Source organism: Furfurilactobacillus cerevisiae, from assembly GCF_048961765.1.
Lineage (GTDB): Bacteria > Bacillota > Bacilli > Lactobacillales > Lactobacillaceae > Furfurilactobacillus > Furfurilactobacillus milii_A.
This window is the reverse complement of sequence record NZ_CP185253.1, coordinates 270,280-295,852: the sequence shown is the minus strand read 5'-3', so window position 1 is coordinate 295,852 and position 25,573 is coordinate 270,280. Positions and strand designations below refer to the sequence as shown.

Below are 25,573 nucleotides of genomic sequence, written 5' to 3'. Positions count from 1 at the left end.
AAATTTCGATGAGTTTGACGTCATCTATTCAGGGGACTTTCGTTTGAAAATCCCCTCAATAGGTGACGGGAAACAATTCTGTTTCCCATCATCTAACTTGCTTAAACTTCATCGTCGCTATTTCAAACGACAATTTAGTAAACCTTTGTACTGACATTAATCATCAACAATCACCGTTTGCTAACGCTTGTCAGTAGCTTTCTCAAGGCCGTCGTGCTTGCGCCGCTTTGCCATGTACATTGCCGATCCGGCAGTTAATCCTGCCACACCAAGCAAGCCCATGACGCCGGCAGTACTTGTGTTTTCACCGGTATCCGGCAAAATACCATCTGTTGCAGGAGTCGTAGCTGGCGTTTCGCCCTTAACACCATTGATACTTGTCGAGGTCGAACCACTGCTCAAACGAACTGTGGCTGACGCCATTGTTCCAACACCTGCATTAGCCAGTGGTTGAACCACAGGATTGTCAGTTCTATTAGCTGCCGTACTTGTTGTGAAACCACTAGTCGTTGGTGTCACAACAGATTCTGCAGGTGCGGCATTAACAGTGTTGCCATGTTGAGCAACTCCTGTTGACGTTGTGTTTGACTCAGAGCCCGTGGTATTCGTCTTTGGCGCGTTGAGTCCAGTACCAGTTGTAGCCGAGCCGTTCGATGGATTACTGTTGGCTGTAGTGCTTGAGGTTGTGGTAGCTGGACTGGTGCCATTAGTTCCAGCAGTCGAGCCAGTATTGTTAGCCAAGGCACCAGAACTTTGATTACCCACATTAGTTGGTGTTGTACCAGTGCTATTAGAACCAGCGGCGCTTGAACCGTTCGTTCCGGAGCCAGCATTATTGGTTGAACTAGTAGAGCCAGCACTTGTCGAATTGCCAGTAGTTGAACCGGAACCAGGGTTGGTAGCTGTTGAACCAGTTGAACCATCTGAACCAGTGGATCCTGCTGAACTGCTACTATCGCTGCCGGCTGTGCTACCGCTCGTTGGTGCCGTGTTGTCGTAGAAGTCTTTCTTGGCAACGTCCACGCCGACTGCATCAATCAATTCCCTGAACCTTGAAACTGTACCGTCAGGATTGATCTTTGTGCCAATACTACCCTTGGTTGGGCCATCAACAGTCATTGTGCCGTCCGAATCAACGGTAACCGGCGTGGTGCCAACCGTTGCGCTGCCACCTTTCGTAGGAATCGTCGCAGTGCCAGTAACTTTGCCATCTTTGTCGGTCGTCGTAGCGGTTGTCGTCCCATCAGCGTTCTTCGTTAATGTGACGGTTGAACCATCGCTACCCTTGAGCGTCGCACCCGTGACTGCTTTCGTTGTTGGGTCAGTCGTAACACTAACCGTGCTGCCATCGGGATTCGTCTGAACCGTCGTCTTCGGTTGCGTGTTGTCATAGAATTCACTCTTCGATACAAACGTCGAGACTGGATCAACCCGTGACTTGAAGCGTGCAATCGTGCCATCAGGATTTACCCGTGTCGTTGTCCCATCGGGCGTAGTGGCCTGATCAGTTAAAGTACCGTCCGAGCCAACACTAACTTTGGCATTACCGACTGTGGCATCCCCACCGTCTTTAGGAATCGTCTTGGTATCAGTTACTTTGCCATCTTTATCGGTGGCAGTTACCGTTGTTGTCCCATCCGGATTCTTAGCAAACGTTGTCTTGGACCCATCGGTAGCACCAAACGTGGCCCCCGTGACCTTCTTACTTGGATCACGGTCAACAATGGTGTAACTGCCGTCAGGGTTAAATTGCTTGTCAGACGTGCTGCCATCTGGGTTCGTTGTTAACTCTTCGGTAACATTTCCGTTTGGTCCCTTCGTTGTTTGAACAGTGCCCTTGCCGTCTGTTGTCGGCGTTGTAGTTGTCTGTTTACCAGTCGTTGGATCCGTCGTCGTGGACGAAATCAAATTGCCAGCCGGATCTTTCTTGACCACGGTTGTAGTTCCGTCACTATTCGGCGTCGTAGTCGTTGTGTCACCATGAGGATCCGTAACTGTTGACGAGATTGGCTTGCCACTTGGATCGGTTGTGGTAGATGTTGAACCGCCATCTGATGTTGGTTTTGTCGTTGTATTGGAAATCGGCTTACCATCAGAACCGGTCGTTTGACTTGTCGAACCGCCATCGCTCGTTGGTGTGGTGACCGTCTTATCGCCGGTCTTTGGATCCGTTGTCGTAGTCTTAACTGGCTTACCGTTTGAATCCTCAATCATGTCTTTGATGACGTTGCCATTTGGATCTTTCGTCACAACTTCTTGCCCACTGCCTGTGATTGGCGTCGTTGTAATGGTATTACCAGTCTTTGGATCAGTGACCACCGTCTTAATTATGTTGCCATTTGGATCTTCAGTAACCGTCTTAATTACGTTACCTTGCGGGTCCTTTGTCACAACCTGTTTGCCACCACCTGAGGTTGGCGTAGTAATATCCGTGTTCGCCGGATTATCTTTATTCGGCGTCGTCGTGGTGGTATTACCAGTAACTGGATCCGTCTTGCTATCAGAAATAACCTTTCCGTTAGCATCCGTAATGGTTGTGCTGATAACTTTACCAGTGCCGTCTGTGACAACCGTCTTACTACCGCCGTCACTCGTTGGCGTAACGGTCGTTGTGTCACCGGTCTTCGGATCCATGGTTTCGGTCTTAACGACATTGCCATTTGAATCGCGTGTGACCCGTTTGATTACGTTACCGTCAGCATCCGTCATTTCGGTGACCGTACCGCCATCAGAAGTCGTGGTGGTCGTTACCTTTTGCTTAGGATTCTTCGGGTCCGTAACTTGATGACTGATGATTTGACCGTCAGAACCAGTTGTTTGCGTAATGTGCTGGCCGTCAGAGCCGGTCGTTTCGTGCGTAACATCACCCGTTGTCGGATCGGTCGTTGTCTTGTCAATTTGTTTACCATCTTTATCGGCAAGAGTCGTCGAAATTGTGTTGCCGTTTGGATCAGTGACAACCGTCTTACTACCGTCATCACTCGTTGGCGTGACAGTTGTGGTATCACCAGTCTTGGGATCAGTGGTCGTCGTCGAAACAATCTTGCCACTTGGATCCTTAACAACTGTTTGCTCGCCACCGTCAGTCGTTGGCGTCGTAGTAGCCGTATTGCCAGTCTTAGGATCAGTGGTCGTGGACGAAACCAACTTGCCCGTTGAATCCTTGGTTGTGTCAGAAATTGTCTTTCCATTGGCATCCGTTACGACTGTGTGCGTGCCACCATCGTTGGTTGTCGTCGTGGTCGTATCACCGGTTGCCGGATCGGTTGTGATTTCATTGGTCGTCTTACCATTTGAATCCTTGGTAACATCGGAGATTACCTTACCATTTGCATCAGTAACCACTGTGTGACTGCCACCATCTGTTATTGGGTTTGTTGTCGTGGTATCGCCAGTCTTCGGATCAACGGTACTCGTTGAAACTGTTTTGCCATTTGCATCGGTAATCGTCGTGCTGATTACTTTGCCATTCGGATCGGTGACAACTGTCTTTTGACCACCACCACTCGTCGGTGTCGTAGTGGTTGTATCACCGGTCGTTGGATCAACGGTACTCGTTGAAACCGGTTTGTTATTAGCGTCCGTAATCGTCGTGCTGATTACTTTGCCATTTGGATCAGTGACAACCGTCTTCTGGCCGCCATCACTCGTTGGTGTAACCGTCGTGGTGTCATGGGTCGTCGGATTAGTAGTGATCGTTTCAATCGTCTTACCAGCCGCTGTCTTCTTGACCGTTTGAGTACCGCCGCCACTGGTTGGCGTAGTCGTCGTGGTGTTGCCAAACGGATCTTTAGTCTGTGTGGACGTTGTTGCACCGTTCTTGCCTTTGGTAACGGTGGTAACAGAACCATCATCATTAGGGGTTGTAGTCAACGTTGTGCCATCACCGTTAGTAACGATTGTTTGCGTGACATTGCCTGCAGGATTCTTCTTTGTTTCTGTCGAAGAACCATCTGAACCATACTTAATGTCGTCCGTTGAACCATCTGATTTAGTGGTCAACGTATCAATAACTTTGCCGTTCTTATTCGTAGTCGTGGCCGTCGTCGAACCATCGTCATTCTTGACGATAGTCGTCTTAGTGCCGTCACTATTTTCAACAGTGCCTGCACCAGGTGTCATATTGGTATAGTTGGTATTGGCAGTCGTGTAATCAGTCGCGGCTTTATCAACATTAGTTTTAGCCGCTTGTAGGTTTGCGTCAGCATCTTTAGCCGCTTGTGCGGCAGCCGCCGCGTTAGTTTTGTCTGCATCCGTAGCATCAGCGCCACTGGCGGCATCTGTTAACGTCTTTGCCTCAGCAGTTGCTGTGCTTGAAGCGGCACTAGCAGCGTTATATTGCGCGGTTGCCTTAGTGTTATCAGCACTGGCTGCTGACAGAGCATCACTGGCTGCATCTTGGTTACCCTTTTTAATCTCGGCATTTGCAGTGATCAATTGTTCTGCAGCATCACTGGCTGCAGCGCTGGCCGCCGCCGTAGCGACGTTGGCTTTAGCAGCATCATATGTGGCCTGTGCCGCTTTGGCAGCGTTTGTCGCAGTCTGAGCAGCCTTCGTAGCATCAGAAGCCTTTTGCATTGCGGTTGCAGCAGTTGCACTGGCCGATGTAGCCGCAGCCTGAGCAACTTCGGTACCGGCTTTAGTTGCTGCAACAACTGCATCGCTAGCGGCTGCACTGGCTGCAGTAGCTTCACTAGTTGCTTTGGCAGCGTTACTTGTCGCCTGTGAAGCCAAATTAGCGGCACTAGCAACGTTAACCGCATCACTGATCAACGCATCCGTGGCATCTGAACCAGCCCTTGTTAAGGTTGCAACATTTGCAGCAGCACTGTTAGCAGCAATTGCAGCATTATTTGCGTCAACCGCATTGCTGTCTGCTGTCGTTGCATCGCTGGTAGCATCTGATGATGCCGTCGTCGCTTTAATTACCGCTTCGCTAGTTGCAGGATCTACAGTCGTCCCAGTGTCAGCCATTGCTTCAGCAGCCTTGCGTGTCGCTTGAACGGTGGCTTGAATAGCTGTCAAGTCCGTTTGAGCAGTCGCGGCAGCGTCACTAGCTGTCTTGTAAGCATTAGCAGCATTCGTAGCAGCTGTCTTGTCATTATCAGTAGCCGTTGGCAGTGCAGCAGCTGCACTTGTCGCCTCAGCTTCTGACTGGGTGACCTTCAAAGCGTCGCTGGCTTGACCCAATGCTTTAGTGGCTTGGTTGACATCTGTATCAGCCGTACTTAGTGCTGCCAAAGCAGAAGTTTTATCGCCTTTAGCAATCGCATCGCTGGCAGCTGAATTTTGCTTTTGAGCACCCTTAATTGCGGCGTTTGCTGTCGATGTCGCGATGTTTGCACGAGCTGCGTCATAAGCCGCCGTTGCAGCAACCACAGCATTTGCAACGCTATTTGCAGCAACGGTGGCTGCCGCCGCGTTATCAACTGCTTTCTTCGCTGCCGTGGCAGCATCGTTAGCCAATGCCTTAGCTTCAGGCGTATTTGCAGCAACCGCAGCCGATTGTGCCTGAGCAGCAGCAGCCGAAGCGGCATTTGCTTCAGCGGTTGCACGCTGAGCGTTTAGAGCCGCTTGTGAGGCCAAGCCCTTAGCCGTCGTGTAATTGATAGCCGCATTGATTAAATCAGTGGTGCCATCTGACCCTTGTGCTGCCAACGAAGCAGCTTTAGCAGCAGCCGATGTAGCAAGATCTGCGTTCTCCGCAGCCGCACTAGCATTAGCCGTCGCATTTTCAGCATCCGAGTTGGCATTGGTTGCATTTGAGGTTGCTTCGCCAGCGGCTGTTCCAGTCGTTTGAGAAGCACTCATAAATTGCAAACCGTTAATTGCATCAAGCAATGTATTGGTAGCGTCAGTTATTTGTGTTGCCGTCAATGTATCGGCCGGTTTAGCGTCCAACAATGTCGCTGCCGTTAAGGCGGACTGCATGTTACTCCATGTTGTCGGTGTGTACTTTTGTGCATCAGTGGCAGCTGGGGCAGACTTAATGGCTGCTTCCAGTCCGTTCTTTGATTTTGTGATCTGAGTGATGGCAGCGTCAAGATTCTTGACAGCTTCGTTAACAGCATCCTGGGTAGCTGCTTTATCATTATTAACGGTTGTTGCTGCTGTCATCTGTTTGTTCAAGTTAGCCCAGTCATCCTTAGTCGCAGTCGCGTACGCAGGATCAGCCATGCTGCCTTGAACCGTGGTGCCATCAGAAATGGCTGCGTTTAAAACATCTTTATTAGCTAATACATAAATAGAATCAGATACGTTGGTATCCAAGTCAGTCAGTTGAACCCCTGTTGGTTGAACTGCATTAGTACCCGAAACGATACCGTGCAAAACATGGGCAGTGGCCTGAACATACTTACCAGCTGTTAACGGTGTGCCGACGGTGCTTGTCCATGAACCGTCTTTTTCAACCTGAGTGTTGTTAGAAGCGTTTACTGAACCATCTGGGTTGTAAACCGTCACAGTAACGGTGTAAACGTTCATGTCATTTGGTGAAACTTTCTTGTTTACTGCGTCAGAAGCAGTAACCGTGGATGCTACCAAACTTGAGATGGTCCCGGTAATCTTAGAGGAACCAACTTTAACAGTATCGGAGTCAACGTAAACAAATGGGGTCTGTGCTGATGGCACACTCGCAATTGCATAACCCATCGTGCCTTGTGAAATAGCACCACTAATTGTGTTGACCCGTTGGATGTAGGCTGTCACAATATCGCCCGTTTGGACCGTGACACCACTCATCGTTGTGCCATCATGCTGGCCAAAACTAGCAGTGTAATTACCATTGCTATCGATGTTGCCAACCGCTGTGGCAACTACTTGATAAGCGGTAGATTTAGTACCATCAGGGTTGGTAATCGTAACTTTCTTCGTATCATTAAATACAACTTGGTAAGTGTCGCCAGGATCATCAGTTGTGTGATCGACATCAACATTCCCAGTAATAGTGTTGGTTCCTTGAACAATATCAGACGATACATTGCTAGTCTTAAATTGTGGTACGGCTTGTTGAACTAGGTTCTCTGTTGGCTCTTTGTCTGTTGACGTAAGGCCAACCATTGCAATACCACCATCAGAACGACCATTTACCAAAGCATCAGGCGCAGTGATTGCAGTGCTCGAATAATCTAAGCCAGCATCGGAAGGTGTCGTATTATCTGCTACTGCATTAGCATAATGGTTGGCTAAAACAGTCGATTTACCAATTTGAGAAATACTTGGCAATCCATTGATGTGTGATTCAACCACAACCGCATTATCTGACTGGTCACCTGTTGTTCTTGCAAGCCATTGATGCGTATCTTTAGCCCACTTGGAAATACCAAGTCTAAACCAGAATTGATCACTGTTATTCGTTCCCACATTCGGTAACTTACCTGTGATAATGGTTAATACTGGTTGTCCTTGAGCATTGAAACTCAACGACAGTTTGAAGTCGGAAACTGATCCTTCGGTGTCTGAGAGCAAATGTGTTGCTGCTAAAGCCTTAGCTAATGCTTCAGCGTTCTTAGGCTCAATATTTCCATATGTTAAACCCGTACCGTTATCCTGTGACTTGTAACCGCCACTAACCGAAACATCGTATGCAATTGTTGTGTAATCTTGCCAATTAGTGGTCTTAAAGAATGGCGTTAAACTAGCCGGCAATGTGATCGTTGTAATAATTGTCCCATTACCCTTGTTAGTTTTGTTGAATGCTCCAGCTGCACCAAAACTAATATCGTGACCAGTATCAGTCGTGCTTACAGTGTCCCAAGGTGAGTTACCAAGTGTCATCGTGCCTGACGACTTTTGAATATCAGCTCCCGATGTTCCTGTCTGCGCATCAGTTAATAACAACAAGTTATTGAAGTAGAATGGTAAGTCACTGATTGCTTGATTCAGCTTAACCGTGTCCAAACTACCTGTATCCATGAGATTAGTAGCATTGTCTAAAATTGACTTGTAAATGCTGTACGTTTCATTCGTGTACAAACTTGGTGATTGTGCGACTTCACTGTTAAGAATTTGTGCTAATTGCGCACGTGCTGTAGCCGCGGCACTATCATTAGCAATAGTTGCCCAAATAGCCTTTCGCAAATTCGACGTATCTGTTTTGACTGAATCTGATGATGGTTCATCATATAGATCACTGACGGCATTGGACCGCGCATCAACTAGATTTGTATACGTCTTACTGTCGAAATTAGCCGGATTAAGTAGCTTGGAATTATTAATCATCTTGCTTAAATCATTCCAAGCAGAATCAGACACTGTTGTTAACTGGTTAACGGCATTCTGTACAGCAGTTGTCGCGCTGACCAGTTCGTCAGTTGTCGTCGTTTTCAGCGGATCACCGTTTGAATCAAGCAATGCTTGGGCTGATTGAACAGCCATGTTCAGGTTATACGTACTATCAGTGCTGTAAGCGCCGCCATTATTTTCGGCAAGTAACTGTTTTGCACCAGCAATCGTGGTATTTAGATCATCCTGCGCAGCTTTTTCACTAACTAATTGTTGAGTCGCCTGCTTTAAATTGAAGATGGCATTGCTCAGTTGGTCCTGCGTTGCGGCGTTGTTATTCATAACCGCCCGTGCATAAACATAGGCACTCGTAAAGGCATCCCAACTAGTCTTAGTGTAAGCACTGTAAGCATAGTTTGTGGCAGTTGCATCAGAAGACTGGAAGTTCATATAAGTAGATTTAGCAGTATTCAACTGATCCTGTAAGTTTTTCAAAGATCCCGCCGGAATTAATGCCGATTCAGCGGCATTCAATGCTGTTAGAGCATCCTGAATGTCTTGGGCTGAACTAGATGCGGTTAACTTTTGAGCAACTGTCTGAGCGCTCTTCAAACTTTGAATCGAAGCAATTGTGAATGTACCAGCATTGTCAATTGAGGTAGCTGCACTGTTAAGCGACGTTATTAATTGTCCAAACAAAACATCCGCTTTGTTCAATTCAAGATTGGCTGTCGCATCATTAAGCTTTTTACTCAGCACAGACAACGTGTTAGCAGTTGTTTGGTTGTTTGAAGCTGCAGACTGGGCTGCTGAAAGCGCATCTTGATAAGCTTGCCATGTCGCAGTTGTGTATTTCGATGCATCGCTAGTAGGATACTGTGCTTGATCGGTTGCAATAAGTTTATTTGTATCGCCAGCCGCGTCAGAGCCCGGGTTAATAACAAGTCCATTTAAAGCGCTTTGAACTTGTTGTTGCGCCTGTTTCAAAGCAACGGGCGATGAAGCATCAGTCAAACTGGCTGCGTTTGATAAAGCAGTATTAAGTTCAGCGTATGATGCCGCCGTGTAACGGGAACGTACAACATTGTTGGCTTGTGTCAGTACGTCGTTGTACGCCGTCCACGCACTGTTAGATGTCGCGCTTGAAGTAGCATCAGAAGTGGCCGTGCCAGCAGCGCTGGTCGCATCCATCTGGGTAATTTCTTGAGGTGTGCCAGTTTCCGCAAACGCCTTAAGTGCAGCTGTTTTAGCGTCAGCTACCTGTTGGTTTGTTGCACCATTTGGCAATGCAGTAACAGTTGGCGCCAGACTAGCTGGCCGGACAACTGCTTGAGAATTACTATTATCAGCGACACTCTGAGGTACAGTTGAAGTGGCCGCTTGACTTGTTGTTTGACCGACAGCCGAGCTAGCAGAAGCAGTGCTTGTTGTAGAAACCGATTGTGATGACTGATTTGTTTGAGCAGAAGCAACTGAATTAGCCTGAGCGCTGGCAGGTGCCTGACTAACAGACGTTGTGTTGATTTGCAACGGTTGCTGTTGAGTCTTAGTGGCCTGCACAGCAGATGTTTGTGAAGATGCTTGACTGACCGGTGCCGTAGAGGTAGCAGTCGTAGTAGCGTTAGTCGCTTGACTTGTCGGCGTTGTGGCCGCAGAAGTAGGCTGCTGCGCTGCACTGGCAGTCGTCTGGTTTTGCGTCACCGTTGTCGTAAATTCAAGTGGCGTGTTGGTTTGCTTTGTCGCATCCGATTGTGGATCACTCGGCGTACCACCATTAGCATCCGTCGCCGCTTCAACGTTCTTCTCCCCGTTAACTAAGAAACCTCCAAATGTGAATACAGTAATGCCAGCAAACAACCATTGTTTGCCAGACTTGTACATCTTGTAATGCTCTTTTTCACTTGTTATCGTATCCGCGATTTCTTTATTCCTGCGAGACATAATCAATACCCCCTTGAAAGCAAATACAAATGTGATTGATTTAATACTCCCTGCTGGCTAAATCGTCGTCTCGCTATATGTATATCGACAATTAGTCGCAAGATCACACCAAAGTAGATTAACTAAATAACCATTGTTCAGTTCCATCTTTAACCTGCATTAATGTCTAGTTATTAAACAATCATCACCTCTAACTTGATTCCAAAAGCAGTTTAGCACGCATAAATATCGTTTGTACACAAATTGCAAACGGCCAAATCGGAATTTTGACTACTCTCCGTTAGGATTGATGAGACGCACTTTTGAAGCACTTTCGAAATCGGTTGTGCGCCATATAGTTTCAAATTTCAAGAAATGAAAAGATAAGTATCTAATATTTATAGTTACTAACCATTTTAGTTAACACGTAACGTTAATTTTGCTTACATACTGTCTAAAAAGGCATACTTTTTCTTATTTGAATTAAGCCTTTTGGTGAACGATTTCAACAACGAAATCATTTCTATGCAGAATTGGTATAGATGTCGAATCTTTAAAACCAATCAAAAAATCTCGCTGTCAAAATGGCAACGAGATAAATTACAAAATATTATTTTCACATCATTTAAGCGCCTTTAAATCGTTAATGAATTGCTGTTGCATCTCATTTGGTACAAATCCTTGACGGTAAGCTAGAGAAATATTAAAGCGTTCCGTCAGCGCATCCGCTATCGTCAGTGAGGCAACCTCATCCCCTGTCTTGATAGCATCACTAACCAAGATACTAATACCGAGATTTTCCGCCACTAATCCTTTGATCAAATTGATGTCGGGCGATTTATAAATGACGTTTGGCGTAAACCCCGCCGCTTTTGAGAAGGCCGTCAATGCTGCTGGATGAATAAAATTATCATTCAGTGTCACGAACCGTTCACCGGCGAGTTCACGAAAACTTACCCGTTCACGATGGGCTAGTGGATGGTCGTTGCCCACAATCACGTGAAACGGGCGTTCTGCTAATAACTGCGTGTGCAAACGATCATTGGGTAAGGGTTGAATCGAGCCCAATAGTGCAATGTCAATATCACCATTTTGTAATTCCTTTAGCAGCTGATCAGAACCGGCTTCACGAGTGCGAATGTGGCTGAGAATCCCATCTGCCATTAGTTTGCCAGCCAATTTAGGAAAGTAGACAGTTCCGATAATCGGTGGCAACCCAAATCGAACGGTCGTTGCTTTTGTCTGAATAATTTCCTGTTGTGACAATTTCAAATTTTGCAAAATTAATGTGGCCCGCCGTTGCAGAATCTCTCCTGCTGGAGTCAAATGGGCCTGTGCGTGTGTCCGATCCCGCTGAATCAATGTATCACCAAACTCTGTTTCCAATCGTTTAATTGCGAGTGTGATCGTCGGCTGACTAACGTGAAACTGGGTTGCGGCAGCCGAAAAGTTTTGCCGCTCCGCTACAGCCATAAAGTATTCCAAATCCCGTGTATTCATTTTTAATAATCTCCATATTGTCATTTTTTATATCAAACAGACTGTTTGACTATGATTATAGCAGGGTTGTAGCCTTAGTTTATTGATAAAATTACGGAGGCATTAATATGAAAATGACACCAACTGAAATTTTAGAAGATCCATTTTTAAACAAGGGCACTGCGTTTACCGACGCCGAACGCCGTGAATTTGGTCTGATTGGCCTATTACCGCCACGCGTTCAGACGATGGAAAATCAACTGGCACGCGTTTACGCACAGTATCAAGCCAAGTCCACCATGTTGGACAAGCGCCTGTACTTGATGAATCTATTCAATGAAAACCGGATTCTCTTCTACAAGTTATTCAGTCAACACGTCGTTGAATTTATGCCCGTCGTTTACGATCCAACCATCGCTGAGACGATTGAAAATTACAGTGAGTTATTCTTAAGCTCACAATATGCTGCCTTCCTCTCCATCGATGACCCTGATGACATGGCCACAACGTTAAAGAACGTGGCCGGTGATCGTGACATTCAGCTGGTCGTTGTCACAGATGGTGAAGGAATTCTCGGCATTGGGGACTGGGGTGTGCAAGGCGTCGACATTTCCGTCGGTAAGCTGATGGTTTATACCGCCGCGGCCGGAATCGACCCACGCAAAGTGCTACCCGTAGTTCTCGACACTGGGACTAACAATGAGTCATTGCTGAATGATCCCCTTTACCTAGGTAATCATCACAAACGTGTCGAAGGCGACAAGTATTATCAGTTCGTTGATCAGTTTGTTACCACCGCTGAATCGCTCTTCCCGAATATGTACCTTCATTTTGAAGACTTTGGCCGAAACAACGCTGCTAAAATTTTGCAAAAGTATCAACGCCAATACGTCACCTTTAACGACGACATCCAAGGAACTGGTATCATCACCCTCGCTGGGATCCTCGGTGCGTTGAACATTTCCAAACAAAAGTTGACTGACCAAACCTACCTGACATTTGGCGCGGGATCTGCCGGTGCCGGTATTGCCAAACGGATCTTCGATGAAATGGTCGAACAAGGACTGAGTGCAGACGAAGCACGCAAACACTTCTACATGGTCGACAAACAAGGACTTCTGTTTGATGACATGACTGACCTCACCCCCGAACAACGTCCGTTTGCCCGTCAACGGAGTGAATTTACAAATGCCGATGAATTAACCAACTTAGCCGCTGTCGTTGACGCTATCCACCCGACAATTCTGGTAGGCACGTCAACTCAGCCAGAAACGTTCACGGAAGACATCGTCCGCAACATGGCGGCCCACACGGAACGACCAATCATTTTCCCACTGTCTAACCCAACCAAGTTAGCAGAAGCCTCCGCTGATGATCTCATCAAATGGACCGATGGCCGTGGTCTGATTGCCACAGGGATTCCGGCTCACGATGTTGACTATAACGGTATTACTTATAAAATTGGTCAGGCCAACAACGCACTAGTTTACCCTGGCTTAGGTCTTGGCACCATCGCCGCTTCTGCCAAAGTGCTAAATGACACGATGATTAGCAAGGCCGCTCACTCACTAGGCGGGATCATCGATGTGAATGAGCCCGGCGCGGCCGTATTACCACCCGTCGAAAAACTCAATGTCTTTTCCGAAACGGTTGCTGAAGCCGTTGCTCAAAGCGCTGTCGATCAAGGTTTGAACGAAAAACCGATTGACGACGTGAAGGCTGCCGTCCTGGACACGAAATGGACACCAGAATATACCAAACTGAATTTAGACGACTAAATTGCAACTTGTAATTCTAGACTAATCAAAGTTGTCACTTTATCGAAAACAAACCGTTCACAATCACCCGACATTAACTGGCGAGTGATTGTGAACGGATTTTTTATTTTTGAGCAATTCAATGCCGATATCCCTGTAGCTTACACAAATAACGGTGAGTGCCAACCGTTCATAAATAAACTATTTTCTTTGGCACATCACTAATAATCACCTATCATAAATTTACTAATTGCACATCCAGACTGTTTCGACTAGAATTCAAGGTGAATAGAGGAGATTGCCATGGATAAAGTTAAATTGCAACGCGCCTTGTGGTATGTCGCTGGGGGCGTCCTAGGATTAGGGTTGCTAACAATGCTTATCGAAGCAATTCGCATGATGTGGGTTGTCATGTTTGAAATGTGAGTTTGAAAAAATACGTTGACGTTTGGTTAACCATCAGAAGATGGCTATTAAACGTCAACGTATTTTTTATTTTATGCAGTATTTAGAAAATCGATTTCATTAACAAATCCCTTTATTAATTGGTTTTCGTTAATTGTCATTAATCATAACCGGTTAACTTTATACAGATACTTTTAAAACAGAAATTGCGCTGCTTGCCAAACGACTTCAGGATTAGACCGTAACGCTGAGTGCTGAACAGATAAGATATCCCCGTTAATAATGTGCTGCTGGTACGTTTGAACATATTGCGCTGCAAGTGGTCGTAATGCCTTTACCCCAGCAACTGACACTTCCGTATCTGTACCTAATCCCCACGCGTTACCGCCAATAGCTAGAATCTTCAGGTCATGTGGCAGGTCAGTCGCCCGCTTGAGATAACGGTTATATCTGTGAGCAATGGAAGTATTGCTGTTGATCGTTGCAAACGGACTAGCGATGGCGACCCAATGACGGACATACGGTTGTGCATCAACGTGATTGGTAACCAGATAACTATATGCAACGCCACCGCCCATCGAATGCGTTACAAAATTAACCTCGGTAATGTGCTGCCGAGTCCTCAATTCATGCATGATTTTAGGCAACAATCTGATTTGAACAGCCGGATCGCGATTATCCGCAAACGCCAATTGAACCAGATAATTAGTTGAGGGCCGTTGATCACCAGAGATGCTTAATTGGCCGCGATGGTTTATGCGAACCAGCTCGCGATGGCTGGCAATCCCTGCCCGTTGCCAATGCGTCGTCATCTGGTCAAAGGCCTTGGCGTTTGAACCATATCCGCCGATAAACACTGTTGCCGTGTGGGTCTGTCTTGCATGAAGTGTCGATAAACGGTGTTGATACAAGAGACTGTGCCCAGCATCCCACCCCACAAACCCGAGCAATAAAAGACTAACAATCAGTAAAACCTTGGTACGTCGCTTCATAATTCATTCGCCACTTTTCTAATTGGCATCATTATAAACTGTTTTCTTGTAATGGATGAAACAAAAAGAACATTTTTGTTCGTTTTTGTACACTTTTTTTAGAATGGTGTTATACTCGTCCACAATTATGAAGGCTTTTAGCTGAGATTGGAAAGGAAGCGTATCATGGCCAAAACTTCAAAGCGAACCGACATGTTACACCATCTTATAAGCTACATGAACATTAACGGATTTTCGGACCTGCGAATGGACGATATTATCCGGATTGCACATGCAAGCCGCACAACCGTTTACCGTTACTTCTCGTCAAAAGATGATGTTATGACAGCTGTGATTACAGAGTATTGCGACTTCATTGACGACTTACAACTGCCCACCGCTAATAATGATCAAACAGCCATGCTCATCGGCCTTAATGAATTGATTAAGGCTCAGTTACTGTTTGAAAGTAGCCTGTCACGCCGCTTTCGCCGAGAGTTAGCGACTGAGTACCCCCAATTATCTTCAACACTAAATACTGCGGTTGAAAAATTTGACCAACAACAGCGCCAATTCTACACGCACGGTCAGACACTGAATTTATTTAATCAGGCCAACCCAACGCTCTGGCTGCTGGCGGATCACGAAATGATTCCCACGCTACTCGATGAACATTATCTTGTCACCCATTCATTGACTGCACGACAAGCACTAATTGACTACGTAAACTTTAAATGCCAACAAGTGGTGCGTCCTGAATACCAAGAACAACTGAGTGTGCGTGACTTAGATTCCACTATCAATAAACTTCTTCAATCGCGACTTTAAGGAAGGACGGCCTTTCCATGACTACATCTAAACAAACTAATTGCCCATTTTGCGATAAGCCAGCTAACGAAATTTTATTATCAAACGATCTGGCGGTCGCTTTTAATGACATTCATCCAATGGCTCCCGGTCATATGTTAATTGTACCGAGGCGGCATTGCCAAACCTTGTTTGACGCCACACCAGAGGAACAACATGCCATGATGGATTTGCTATCACAGGCAAAACAATCACTCGATGCGCAACTACATCCCCGTGGTTATCAAGTTTTTAGTCATGTCGGCCAAATTGCGGGTCAACGAGTTGATCACGCTCACATTCACCTTGTGCCCGTTGCGTAAACGTTACCCTCATTACATCCTTCATAATTGACCGTTTATTAATAAAAATGTTATCGAGGTCCTCAGTCATGTTTAATACTTTAACTCACGATCAATCAGCAAACTTTGACGAACAAATTAATCAGTTGGCTCAGCTCATTTCAAAATCACATCACACCATCGCATTGACAGGTGCCGGCATCTCCGTGGCCAGTGGCATTCCCGACTTGGAACAATTGAGTGGCGGTACGACAGGTTCACTTTCATCTGAAAGTTACCTTGAAGCACACCCCGATGATTTTTATCATCAATTTCATCAGCTGTTTATCGATCCGATTTTTAATGTCGGCCCGACCACTGCGCATAAAGTTTTAGCTCAGCTTGAACACCATCAACTGTTAGACGGTGTGATTACGACTAATGTCGATTATCTTCATGAGCGTGCCGGCAGTCACAACACAGCCAATATTTGGAGTAGTTTGAACATTAATCACTGTGTGCAGTGTGGTCGCATTTATCCCATCGAAATTTTGCGAGATCCAGTACCACATTGTCCAAACTGTGGTGGCGTTATTTCACCAGATCCCATATTCCGCAATATTGCGACAGTGCCTGCAGAACGCGAGCGTGCTGATTCATGGACAAACACCGCTGACCTAGTCCTAGTCACTGGTGCTAACGGATACTACGACCATGTTGAAAATCGCTCAACCCTAGTTGACATCAACCCCACTCAAACGGAATTCGATGATCGGGCCACTTTAGTGATTCGTGCAACAGCCGATAAAACGTTTGCTACATTAGCGGGTAAGCTAAACCTGCCTATCACAACCGTGACGAAATAATAGAACAGAATTGAGATGACTAGTATGTCCAATGAAACAAATTATCAATTAACACTCACCTTGCCGACACCCGAAGAGTTTTGTGCATTGCGCAAAGCGGCGGGACTAAGCCCACGTAGCCTTGCCTCAGCTACTCGCGGTTTGCCAAACAGTTTAATGGGCGTGTCAATCCGTAAGCAGGGCCAATTAGTGGCGATGGCACGCGTTGTTGGTGATGGCAGTATCGTCTTCGAAGTCGTCGATGTTGCCGTCACACCAAGTGAGCAAGGTCACGGTCTCGGCAAACAATTAATGCGCGCTGTCACCAACTATTTATCTGAACATGCGCCCGCGGACGCAGAGGTTAGTTTGATTGCCGATGTGCCTGCTGACCACCTATACGCACAGTCCGGGTTCCAACCAACGGCTCCCGAAAGCATCGGGATGGCGTGGCATCGTGAATAAATCCATCTAAATTTGACTTTGTTAATGAGAGGCGTATGCTGTAGTCAATTCGTTAGGTGAGCAATCACTCACTCGACTGCATTTGACTTCGATGTACTCTAATTTAACGAAAATTATAAAAGGCCTATACTGGCCCTAGCATCTAAATTTAGGAATGTAAGTAGGCGAGGACTATGGCAACGAAAACATTAACAAATGATGATTTTGCTAAGATGGATATCAAACAATTACAAGAACAACTAGGCACTTCAGCAGAAGGACTCAGTCATGATGAGGCGGCAAAACGGCTCACACAATATGGGACCAACACCATTCAGCATGGCAAACGTCAGTCGCAGTTACTGCGCTTTCTTAAGAACTTTACGTCGATGATGGCCATTTTGCTGTGGGTTAGTGGTTTCATCGCCATGTTTGCTGGAATGGTGGAACTCGGCATTGCCATCTGGGCTGTCAACTTGATCAATGGATGTTTCTCATTTTGGCAGGAACACGCCGCACAAAAAGCAACCGATTCCTTGCGCAAGATGTTACCAACGTTTGTTCAAGTCACACGCGATGGCAAGGACATGCAAATCAACGCGGATAATCTGGTACCGGGCGATGTCTTCGCCATTCAGGCCGGTAACGCGATTCCTGCCGATGCCCGCCTAACCGAAGTCTCCTCGATGCAAGTTGACGAATCGGCCCTCACCGGTGAATCCGTCCCCACTTCCAAACGTTCAACATATAATCATGGCGACGGTCAGTTTGCTGAAAAGAACATCGTCTATGCCGGCACTGTAGTCACCAGTGGCACGGCAACCGCGATTGCACTCAGCACTGGGATGCAAACGGAATTTGGTAAAATCGCTAGTCTAACCCAGAATGAAAAACAAACTGCATCACCATTACAGCAAGAGCTTAACCGCCTAACAAGGCAGCTATCACTTATCGCGATTATGATTGGTGTTGTCTTCTTTGTTCTGGCCATCTTCTTCGTTCACTATCCGGTCGCTAAATCGTTTATCTTTGCGCTCGGCATGATTGTGGCATTCATCCCCGAAGGCTTGTTACCAACTGTCACGCTATCATTAGCTCAAGGCACGCAACGGATGGCCAAAAAACATGCCTTTTTAAAACAACTCAACAGTGTAGAAACATTAGGTGAAACGACCGTCATCTGTTCCGACAAAACCGGGACGCTGACGCAAAATCAAATGACCATCAACAATGTGTGGCTGCCGACGCGTACTTATGCTGTTACGGGTACTGGATATGTCAACAACGGTCACATTCAGTTTGGCAGCAAAGACTTCGATACCACACAGGATGCGGATCTTTCACGACTGCTACAAATTGCGCTACTCAATAACGATACGCAGGTTCAGGCGCCGGTAACCAGTCAGGATACGCCGAAAATTCTGGGCACGCCGACTGAGGCGGCCCTCGATATCTTGACGGCTAAGGCTGGACTAGATAAGACGACGGTTGCTAAAGAAATGCCACGGCTGGCTGAATTGCCGTTTGACTCTGATCGCAAACGGATGACGACGATTCACCCCACTGCTGACGGTGGCCGCGTCATTTACACAAAGGGTGCGCTCGATGGCATGTTAAGCATCAGTGATCAGATTCTAGATGGCGGTAATGTGCGGGCCATGACTGATGCCGACCGCAACGAGATTAACCACGCCAATGAAATGTACGCAGCTCAAGGTCTACGCGCATTGGCGTTTGCCTATCGAGAAGTTGGCGCTAACAGTTCCACACTCCCTCAAGACAACAAAGCAATCAGTATCGACGCGGCTGAACAACACATGATCTTCGTTGGGCTGACCATTATGGCCGACCCGCCACGTCCAGAAATTTATGACGCGGTCAAAAAGTGTCACCGCGCCAACATCCGGATCATTATGGTCACTGGCGACAGTGCGTTAACCGCCAAGAGTGTCGCCGTCAAAATTGGTCTCACTTCTGATAAAGCGCGCGTCATCACCGGTGATGAACTCAACCAAATGAGTGATGATCAGCTTCGCGAAGCGGTCAAGGGTGAAGTTATCTTCGCCCGCGTTGCACCTGAACATAAATTTCGCATCGTTTCGATGTGCCAAGCAAACGGCGATATCGTCGCTTCCACTGGTGACGGTGTCAATGACGCACCAGCCTTAAAGAAGGCTGATATCGGGATTGCCATGGGTGTCACTGGGACCGATGTTGCTAAAGATGCAGCAGACATGATCCTGACTGACGACAACTTTGCTTCCATCGTAGCCGCGATTGAAGAAGGCCGGACCGTTTACAGTAATTTACAAAAGTTCCTGTTGTACATTCTAAACAGCAACGTACCGGAAGCAGCGCCATCGGTTATCTTCCTGTTCACTCGCGGGCTGGTGCCTTTGCCATTAACCGTCATGCAGATTTTGACCGTTGATTTAGGGACGGATATGTTACCTGCCCTGGGTCTTGGTGCCGAACGCAGCGAACCTGGGATTATGGATCAGCCACCGCGGCCGCGGACAGCCCACTTGTTAAACAAGTCCATCATCTGGAAAGCGTTTGGCTTATATGGTCTAGTCGCCTCTGTGATTTCAACGGTCGCCTACTTCTTCGTTAACAAGATGAACGGCTGGCCTGGCATCGCACTGGCAAGCAATGGCGATGTTTACCGCGAAGCCACCACCATGACGCTGGCCGCAATTGTCTTCTGTCAGATTGCCGCGGCCATCAACTGTCGGACACAGATATCTTCAGTCTTCAGCATCGGCATTTTCAGCAACCATCGCATCTGGTGGGGAATTGCGTTTGAAGTATTGCTACTAGCCTGCTTGATTTATATTCCATTCTTACAAGGGCTATTCAACACGGGACCACTGGGTGTTAGTGAATGGATTTTCTTGATTGTCATTCCAATTCCGTTATTCTTGCTGGAAGAATTGCGTAAGTACTTGGTTCGACAACATCAAGCAAAGCAATAAAAGTTCGTTTCAAAAGTCCACAATGACTGATTAGAATCGGTTATTGCGGACTTTTTGTGACCAAATTAATTGACGTTCGAAGAACTATTTAAAGGCGTAAACCAGCCAAATACACCGGCGCCAAAACGAATCATCCCCGCTACTACAATGATAACTGCTAACGGCCAATGCGCCGCCACTAACCCCGCTCCCAGAAAACTACCAATAGGAATCGAAGCGTATGAGATCATTCGTGTCACACTGACAACTCGTCCAAGGATTGCTTGTGGAATAACCGTTTGTCGTAATGAAAAGAACACCACTGCATTCACATTGCCACAGAAATCAACCAGCGCATAAAAGGCTGCTACTGAAAGGAACTGGTGACTCAGGCCCACACCAACCAAACCGATGCCTGCTAATAATGTCGTACCAACAATTAAGGTACCTGCTGAAAAATAAAGGCTTAACCATGGCGTCGCAAGAGAGCCGATAATAGCCCCAATGCCTGCTAATCCCATCGTTATACCAGCAATCGAAACAGATGTGTGCAGTGAATGGCGCATAAAATAAATAAAATTAGCGGCAAACATGTTGGTACCCAAGTTTGTCCAAAAGAATAACAGAGCCCCATACCAAACAATTTTGTTTTGATATGAAACAACGAAGCCGGCCTTTATGGCGCTTACTGTCGACTCTGAAATTAATGCAGTTTGACGTTTTGCACTAGGGCGGACAACGAAACTTAGGATGGCCGCCAATAGAAAACTTGCTGCATCAATGAAAACCGCTAACTGTGGTGCAATAATCGCAGTCAACAAACCACCGACCATCGGACCAATTAGGCTCAGTGTGTTGTCCACAACCTGTAAAGAAGCATTCGCCTTATACAGGCTCGTTGAATCAACGATTCGTGCAATAATACTTTGAAATGCTGGATGCATCAACGGCGCGAAGCTAGCCTGCACGAAAATCAATAGATAGAACCAGAATCCAGTTGTGTGACTATACACTAAGATGGCTAAACAACTGGTAGCCAAGGCGGCACCTAAATTACCCCAGAACAAAATCTGGCGTTCTTCAAAGCGGTCAGCCATAATGCCGCTAAAGACTGAAATAAACAGCCAAGGTAAAAATTGAATCCCGTAGATAAGGGCCATTTGCGCACCTGAACCAGTCAGTTGATAAATGGCAATTGGCAAAGCGATTTTTAGTAGCCAGTCGCCCAGTGTCGAAACTGTGAAAGACAGCCACAAAAATTGAAAATTAAAGCGTGATTTGATCATGACAACACCTCATATCGATTAATCACGCGTCGACGCGTTTAATAAATAGCTATTGTTCGTTGTTCACATTAGCATTAGACTCTGAGTAGCGTGTTGAAATTGTCATATTATACAAATAGAAAGAAGCCTTTTATGTCTTCAATGGGTGCAACATTCCGTCAATTGCGTCGTGGCAAACATCTGTCGCTGACAGAAGTCAGTGATGGCATCGTTACTGCGTCATTCTTATCCAAATACGAGCGTGGTCTAACTGATATTTCGTTTGCAACATTAACCCGCCTGCTCGAACGGATTAATGTCGACATCGCAGAGTTCGTCTATTTTGACCAGTCCGCACAGTCAGATCACTCGACAAACGAGCAGTATTTGCATGACGTGAGCCGTTTATATCTGGCAGATAATATTGGCGCTTTACGTCAGTTAAAAAGCACATTTAGAAAAGACCACGAACAGCTGTTGCCACTCTTTCTCGATTTAAATGACGCAATGTTAGATGCCTGTATTGCATCACTAACCCAAACAACACTGGCGTCGTCCTCGCAGGAACTCATCATTAACTACCTATCAAACGCTGAGCATTGGGGATTCTACGAGCTTTACTTATTTGGTAACTCGCTGATGTGCCTGCCAGTCGATCAGGCAATCACCTTAGCCAACCTGATGTATAAACGCGGGCTGGTCTACGTGAATTTACAAACGGATAATGTGTCTGCCCAATTCCGCATCTTGAACAACTTGATTTGTGCCTGTGCTGAACATAATCGCTTAGAAGCCGTTCAGCACTTTTTGGCACTCTTCAAACGCCTGTTAATCCATCCTCGGCAATTCTATGAGACCGTTAAATATCAAATTCTTGGTGGCATGATTATGTACTTAACTGGTAAACAAGATGCTGGATTGAATCGTCTACAAGCAGCATTAATCATTGTTAAACAGGTTGGTACACCAGCATTGCTGGCACACGAAATTAACTACCTGCAACGTTTTATGCCGTCAGACGTTTGGCAACAACTACGCGAAGCTGTTGACCGTGCTCCCAGCGCATAAAATTAATTGTAAATTGTTGTCAAAATAGCGTTCAACCTGCACAATTGAGTTACGAACACGAGGGGGAATTCGATTCATGCACTTCAACTATGGGGCCGGTCCGCTAATTAAATCGGTCTGGCTGATTGCTATTATTTTTGCACTAATCTTTGCTTGGTCTTGGTACCGAGATAAACGCCGGTTGATTAACGGTATCTGGTTTAACATCGCCTTTTACTCAACGTTGCTGGCGCTGGGGTCAACGATTTTGAACATGGAAAATCATATTTTGATCGTGCTATTCGGTGTGCCGTTTGCTTTGGTCCTCTTTACGATTTTTGCAATTTTTCTAGGCCAAAGTATTCTACTACTCTGGAACGCCGTCATCGTCTGGCGCAGGGAAAGCCACTCACTCGGCAACATGTTAACGTTAATTCTCGGTATCGGTGTGCTACTGATTCCCTGGATTGACGGTTGGGCCGGTCGTTTGCTACCACAACCGTGGTTCGTTTTCTTCAACATGGTGACCGATATCGTTGTGCTGTACCTACTTTTTTGGTTTTACAACTACCTCACCGTATTGGTGCTCTATCAATTTAATCGTCCCAAACGCAATCAACGTTATGTCATCGTGCTTGGTAGCGGACTGATCAATGGTGGTGACGTGCCACCGCTGTTAGCCCAACGAGTCGACCGCGGGATTGAATTCTACCAACGGCAATTACGTGAGACTGGTAAAGCACCCATCCTGATTCTCTCAGGTGGGCAAGGCGGCAACGAGACCCGCGCGGAAGGTGTTGCGATGCGTGAATATGCTTTACAACACGGCATCCCCGCTGATCACGCAATTGCCGAGGACCAGTCCATCAATACGCTACAAAACATGTTGTTCTCGAAGAAACTAATGACGTTTAATGATGGCAAGCAGCCTAACGCGATTTTTGTGACCAGTAATTACCATACGCTCCGTGCGGGGATGATTGCCCGTCGTGCTGGCCTCAAAGCTGATGGGATTGGTTCACGCACTGCTAAGTTCTTCTTACCAAACGCCATTATTCGCGAGTACATTGCAGTGTTTGCCCGTCACAAGTGGGCACATGCACTAACCATTGCATCATTGCTGATTCTGGGTGGTTTGACAGTTCTTTTTGAATATCACGTCCTTTAGCTTTTTCCTATACCCATTACATACGCGAAACGCAGGTGATTTGTTTGTCGAGAATCAAAAAATATTTCGTTTTAGACAAAAACGACCAAGACGATATCACCTTGGCCTTCAAATATGGCCGCAGCTCTGCCTTGGCATGGGTGTTAATTTCACTGACAGCGTTTGCCGGCGTGATTACGGAAGTCGTGCCCGACCTTGAGCATTTCCACCTGCTGGTTTCACCGCCGCTGTTAAGCTTACTGACCACACTTGGTGGGCTGTACAGCTACTATATTGCAGGAACTGTGTTCTTCTTTTTCTGGCAGCTCAGTCGCTGGATGCCGAACCGTCCGCGTGTCAAACGACGAACCGGCTGGCTTGAAAGTATTTGTGCGGTCGTCATCATTACGTTTGTACAAGGAGTCATGTCAAATATTGCCGACAGCTTGATCACCAAACTGCATGTCAAAACAGTCACCGACACGGCCGAAAGTAGTGTCACCTTCCATGGCACCGCGTGGCACAAGTTCATCAGCTACGCTATCAATAATTGGTATGAAATTCCCAGTGAGGACGTGTTTCGACTGAGTCTCTTTTCACTAATTTTCGTTGCGCTGCTGTGGATCAAACGACCGACACTACGCTATTGGCTGGCCTTTCTCATCACCGCATTGCTGTTTGGCGCTTGGCATTACAGCTCCTATAGCTACCACATGACGGAAGTGCTGATTGATGTCGGTCTGCCAACGTTGCTGGATGGCTGCCTGTGGTTACGAACGCGGAACCTGTGGACGTTTACGGCAAGTCATCTGCTGTATGATTATTCGGGAAATTTGTGATTTAAGTGTGTTATATTTCAAATGCAAGGCATTATCTTTTCTTGAACTATATTCATACGATTTTCGTACGAAATATTGTTAAGAAAGAACATTAAATCATGTATGAATACTGCTAAATCAGCAATTCAATCTGCCTTTTTTCATTTGATAATCATACGAAATAAGAAATATTAAATTGAAAGACGCTCAATATAAGTTAGATGTTAAAGAAATTAAATCGGGCACATCACGATATTTTTTAACGTGATGTGCCCTATTTAGATCAATATAATCAGTACAATTAGCCACTTGCTATTCAAACGTCACGACCCGTGTCTCAAAATGATCCCCATACAGCTCAATCTCACGAACTCCACGGTTGGTAACACCGTAAGCGTTATACCCCGTTACATTCCCATAATCGAGTTCGATATCACCCAATCGGCTGCGGAAGTTATTATTGTGGTCGTGGCCGGCAAACAGACCTTTAATATCGTGTTGCCGCATCATCTCGTAAAACAGACCAGAGTTGTAATCTGATGGACAAATTTGTTCACCCATGCTGCCTTCCAAAATAAAGTCCGCTGTATCAGCATACTCCGGTAGCGGAATGTGCAGAAACCCAAGATCCGTTCGCGCCGTCCGTTTGTCCGCCTGGCTGAGCTTTAAATACCAGTCAATCTGTTCAAATTCCAGTGGTGCATAGCCTTTACCCAACTCCCAGTTGAGGTAATCGCCGCTGTCCCAAACGAACAACCGGTTTCGCATCACATCACCCGCATAAATATCCAGCGTGTAATTTTCTCGGTTAACCGTTGTGTAGACATTTTCCTTAGGCGCCGGCAACTGCAGAGCAGATTCAAAGCTGCGAATCTCCGACCGTGTCAACGAGCCTTCTGTATCGTGATTGCCATAGGTCACCGCGACAGGCGTGCCCGTTTCATTCAGCACTTCGTAGAACAAGTTTAGGCTATCCTGCGGCGTGTCATTTTCCCAAATCAAATCACCCGTCACAATGATCAGGTCATATGTGTGATGATTGAAGAAATGCTTCAATGCATTGATGGTTCGCTGGTCAGACGGATTCAATGGCACACTACCGAAATGAAGGTCCGTCAGCTGACAAATTCGAAACGCCTCGTGTGGCACAACTGTTAGTTTCATACTTTTA

General features: G+C 46.4%; 15 protein-coding genes. 10 read left to right on the top strand and 5 right to left on the bottom strand.

What is annotated here, in order from left to right; genetic code table 11:
• Positions 1–180: 180 nt before the first annotated feature.
• Entirely contained in the window at positions 181–10,164 is a 9,984-nt protein-coding gene (locus tag ABUE36_RS01270; RefSeq protein WP_421017024.1) for a KxYKxGKxW signal peptide domain-containing protein, read from the bottom strand.
• A gap of 600 nt (positions 10,165–10,764) precedes the next feature.
• The gene (locus tag ABUE36_RS01265) at positions 10,765–11,643 is read right to left on the bottom strand and encodes a LysR family transcriptional regulator (protein WP_178941831.1); all 879 of its coding nucleotides are present in this window, start codon (positions 11,641–11,643) and stop codon (positions 10,765–10,767) included.
• 107 nt (positions 11,644–11,750) lie between these two features.
• Between ABUE36_RS01265 and ABUE36_RS01260 the strand changes: the two genes are divergently transcribed.
• On the top strand, positions 11,751–13,400 hold the full coding sequence (locus ABUE36_RS01260; protein ID WP_421017023.1) for a malolactic enzyme: 1,650 nt from the start codon (positions 11,751–11,753) through the stop codon (positions 13,398–13,400).
• A 282-nt stretch (positions 13,401–13,682) separates the two neighbouring features.
• Positions 13,683–13,805: a hypothetical protein gene (locus tag ABUE36_RS01255; protein WP_263863211.1), complete on the top strand. Its 123-nt coding sequence runs from the start codon at positions 13,683–13,685 to the stop codon at positions 13,803–13,805.
• 173 nt (positions 13,806–13,978) lie between these two features.
• Here the strand turns inward: ABUE36_RS01255 and ABUE36_RS01250 are convergent, their stop codons facing one another.
• Positions 13,979–14,776 (bottom strand): alpha/beta hydrolase, encoded by a 798-nt coding sequence (locus ABUE36_RS01250; protein ID WP_421017022.1) that lies wholly within the window; start codon positions 14,774–14,776, stop codon positions 13,979–13,981.
• Between the two features lie 165 nt (positions 14,777–14,941).
• Between ABUE36_RS01250 and ABUE36_RS01245 the strand changes: the two genes are divergently transcribed.
• The 5 genes from ABUE36_RS01245 to ABUE36_RS01225 all read left to right on the top strand — a co-directional run bounded on the left by ABUE36_RS01245 (position 14,942) and on the right by ABUE36_RS01225 (position 20,146).
• The gene (locus ABUE36_RS01245) at positions 14,942–15,583 is read left to right on the top strand and encodes a TetR/AcrR family transcriptional regulator (protein ID WP_178941828.1); all 642 of its coding nucleotides are present in this window, start codon (positions 14,942–14,944) and stop codon (positions 15,581–15,583) included.
• Positions 15,584–15,600: 17 nt separating this feature from the next.
• Positions 15,601–15,924 (top strand): HIT family protein, encoded by a 324-nt coding sequence (locus tag ABUE36_RS01240; RefSeq protein ID WP_178913526.1) that lies wholly within the window; start codon positions 15,601–15,603, stop codon positions 15,922–15,924.
• 68 nt (positions 15,925–15,992) lie between these two features.
• The gene (locus ABUE36_RS01235; RefSeq protein ID WP_421017021.1) at positions 15,993–16,748 is read left to right on the top strand and encodes an SIR2 family NAD-dependent protein deacylase; all 756 of its coding nucleotides are present in this window, start codon (positions 15,993–15,995) and stop codon (positions 16,746–16,748) included.
• A 24-nt stretch (positions 16,749–16,772) separates the two neighbouring features.
• Positions 16,773–17,192 carry a GNAT family N-acetyltransferase gene (locus tag ABUE36_RS01230; protein ID WP_178941826.1) on the top strand — a complete coding sequence of 140 codons (420 nt, stop codon included), beginning with the start codon at positions 16,773–16,775 and terminating at the stop codon, positions 17,190–17,192.
• A 173-nt stretch (positions 17,193–17,365) separates the two neighbouring features.
• On the top strand, positions 17,366–20,146 hold the full coding sequence (locus ABUE36_RS01225; RefSeq protein WP_421017020.1) for a cation-translocating P-type ATPase: 2,781 nt from the start codon (positions 17,366–17,368) through the stop codon (positions 20,144–20,146).
• A 65-nt stretch (positions 20,147–20,211) separates the two neighbouring features.
• Here ABUE36_RS01225 and ABUE36_RS01220 read toward each other — a convergent pair whose 3' ends face one another.
• Positions 20,212–21,411 carry an MFS transporter gene (locus ABUE36_RS01220; RefSeq protein WP_178941824.1) on the bottom strand — a complete coding sequence of 400 codons (1,200 nt, stop codon included), beginning with the start codon at positions 21,409–21,411 and terminating at the stop codon, positions 20,212–20,214.
• A gap of 132 nt (positions 21,412–21,543) precedes the next feature.
• Here ABUE36_RS01220 and ABUE36_RS01215 point away from each other — a divergent pair, with 132 nt between their 5' ends.
• The 3 genes from ABUE36_RS01215 to ABUE36_RS01205 all read left to right on the top strand — a co-directional run bounded on the left by ABUE36_RS01215 (position 21,544) and on the right by ABUE36_RS01205 (position 24,423).
• Entirely contained in the window at positions 21,544–22,458 is a 915-nt protein-coding gene (locus ABUE36_RS01215; RefSeq protein WP_178941823.1) for a helix-turn-helix domain-containing protein, read from the top strand.
• 76 nt (positions 22,459–22,534) lie between these two features.
• The gene (locus tag ABUE36_RS01210) at positions 22,535–23,605 is read left to right on the top strand and encodes a YdcF family protein (protein ID WP_178941822.1); all 1,071 of its coding nucleotides are present in this window, start codon (positions 22,535–22,537) and stop codon (positions 23,603–23,605) included.
• A 44-nt stretch (positions 23,606–23,649) separates the two neighbouring features.
• Positions 23,650–24,423 carry a CPBP family intramembrane glutamic endopeptidase gene (locus ABUE36_RS01205; protein WP_421017019.1) on the top strand — a complete coding sequence of 258 codons (774 nt, stop codon included), beginning with the start codon at positions 23,650–23,652 and terminating at the stop codon, positions 24,421–24,423.
• A 291-nt stretch (positions 24,424–24,714) separates the two neighbouring features.
• On the opposite strand, the gene ABUE36_RS01200 is transcribed toward ABUE36_RS01205, so the two are convergent.
• Positions 24,715–25,566: a metallophosphoesterase gene (locus ABUE36_RS01200; protein ID WP_178941820.1), complete on the bottom strand. Its 852-nt coding sequence runs from the start codon at positions 25,564–25,566 to the stop codon at positions 24,715–24,717.
• Positions 25,567–25,573 lie beyond the last annotated feature (7 nt).

Coding starts and splice junctions, on each gene's coding strand:
- ABUE36_RS01270 (WP_421017024.1), bottom strand. CDS start 10,164: ATGTCTCGCAGGAATAAAGAAATCGCGGATACGATAACAAGTGAAAAA.
- ABUE36_RS01265 (WP_178941831.1), bottom strand. CDS start 11,643: ATGAATACACGGGATTTGGAATACTTTATGGCTGTAGCGGAGCGGCAA.
- ABUE36_RS01260 (WP_421017023.1), top strand. CDS start 11,751: ATGAAAATGACACCAACTGAAATTTTAGAAGATCCATTTTTAAACAAG.
- ABUE36_RS01255 (WP_263863211.1), top strand. CDS start 13,683: ATGGATAAAGTTAAATTGCAACGCGCCTTGTGGTATGTCGCTGGGGGC.
- ABUE36_RS01250 (WP_421017022.1), bottom strand. CDS start 14,776: ATGAAGCGACGTACCAAGGTTTTACTGATTGTTAGTCTTTTATTGCTC.
- ABUE36_RS01245 (WP_178941828.1), top strand. CDS start 14,942: ATGGCCAAAACTTCAAAGCGAACCGACATGTTACACCATCTTATAAGC.
- ABUE36_RS01240 (WP_178913526.1), top strand. CDS start 15,601: ATGACTACATCTAAACAAACTAATTGCCCATTTTGCGATAAGCCAGCT.
- ABUE36_RS01235 (WP_421017021.1), top strand. CDS start 15,993: ATGTTTAATACTTTAACTCACGATCAATCAGCAAACTTTGACGAACAA.
- ABUE36_RS01230 (WP_178941826.1), top strand. CDS start 16,773: ATGTCCAATGAAACAAATTATCAATTAACACTCACCTTGCCGACACCC.
- ABUE36_RS01225 (WP_421017020.1), top strand. CDS start 17,366: ATGGCAACGAAAACATTAACAAATGATGATTTTGCTAAGATGGATATC.
- ABUE36_RS01220 (WP_178941824.1), bottom strand. CDS start 21,411: ATGATCAAATCACGCTTTAATTTTCAATTTTTGTGGCTGTCTTTCACA.
- ABUE36_RS01215 (WP_178941823.1), top strand. CDS start 21,544: ATGTCTTCAATGGGTGCAACATTCCGTCAATTGCGTCGTGGCAAACAT.
- ABUE36_RS01210 (WP_178941822.1), top strand. CDS start 22,535: ATGCACTTCAACTATGGGGCCGGTCCGCTAATTAAATCGGTCTGGCTG.
- ABUE36_RS01200 (WP_178941820.1), bottom strand. CDS start 25,566: ATGAAACTAACAGTTGTGCCACACGAGGCGTTTCGAATTTGTCAGCTG.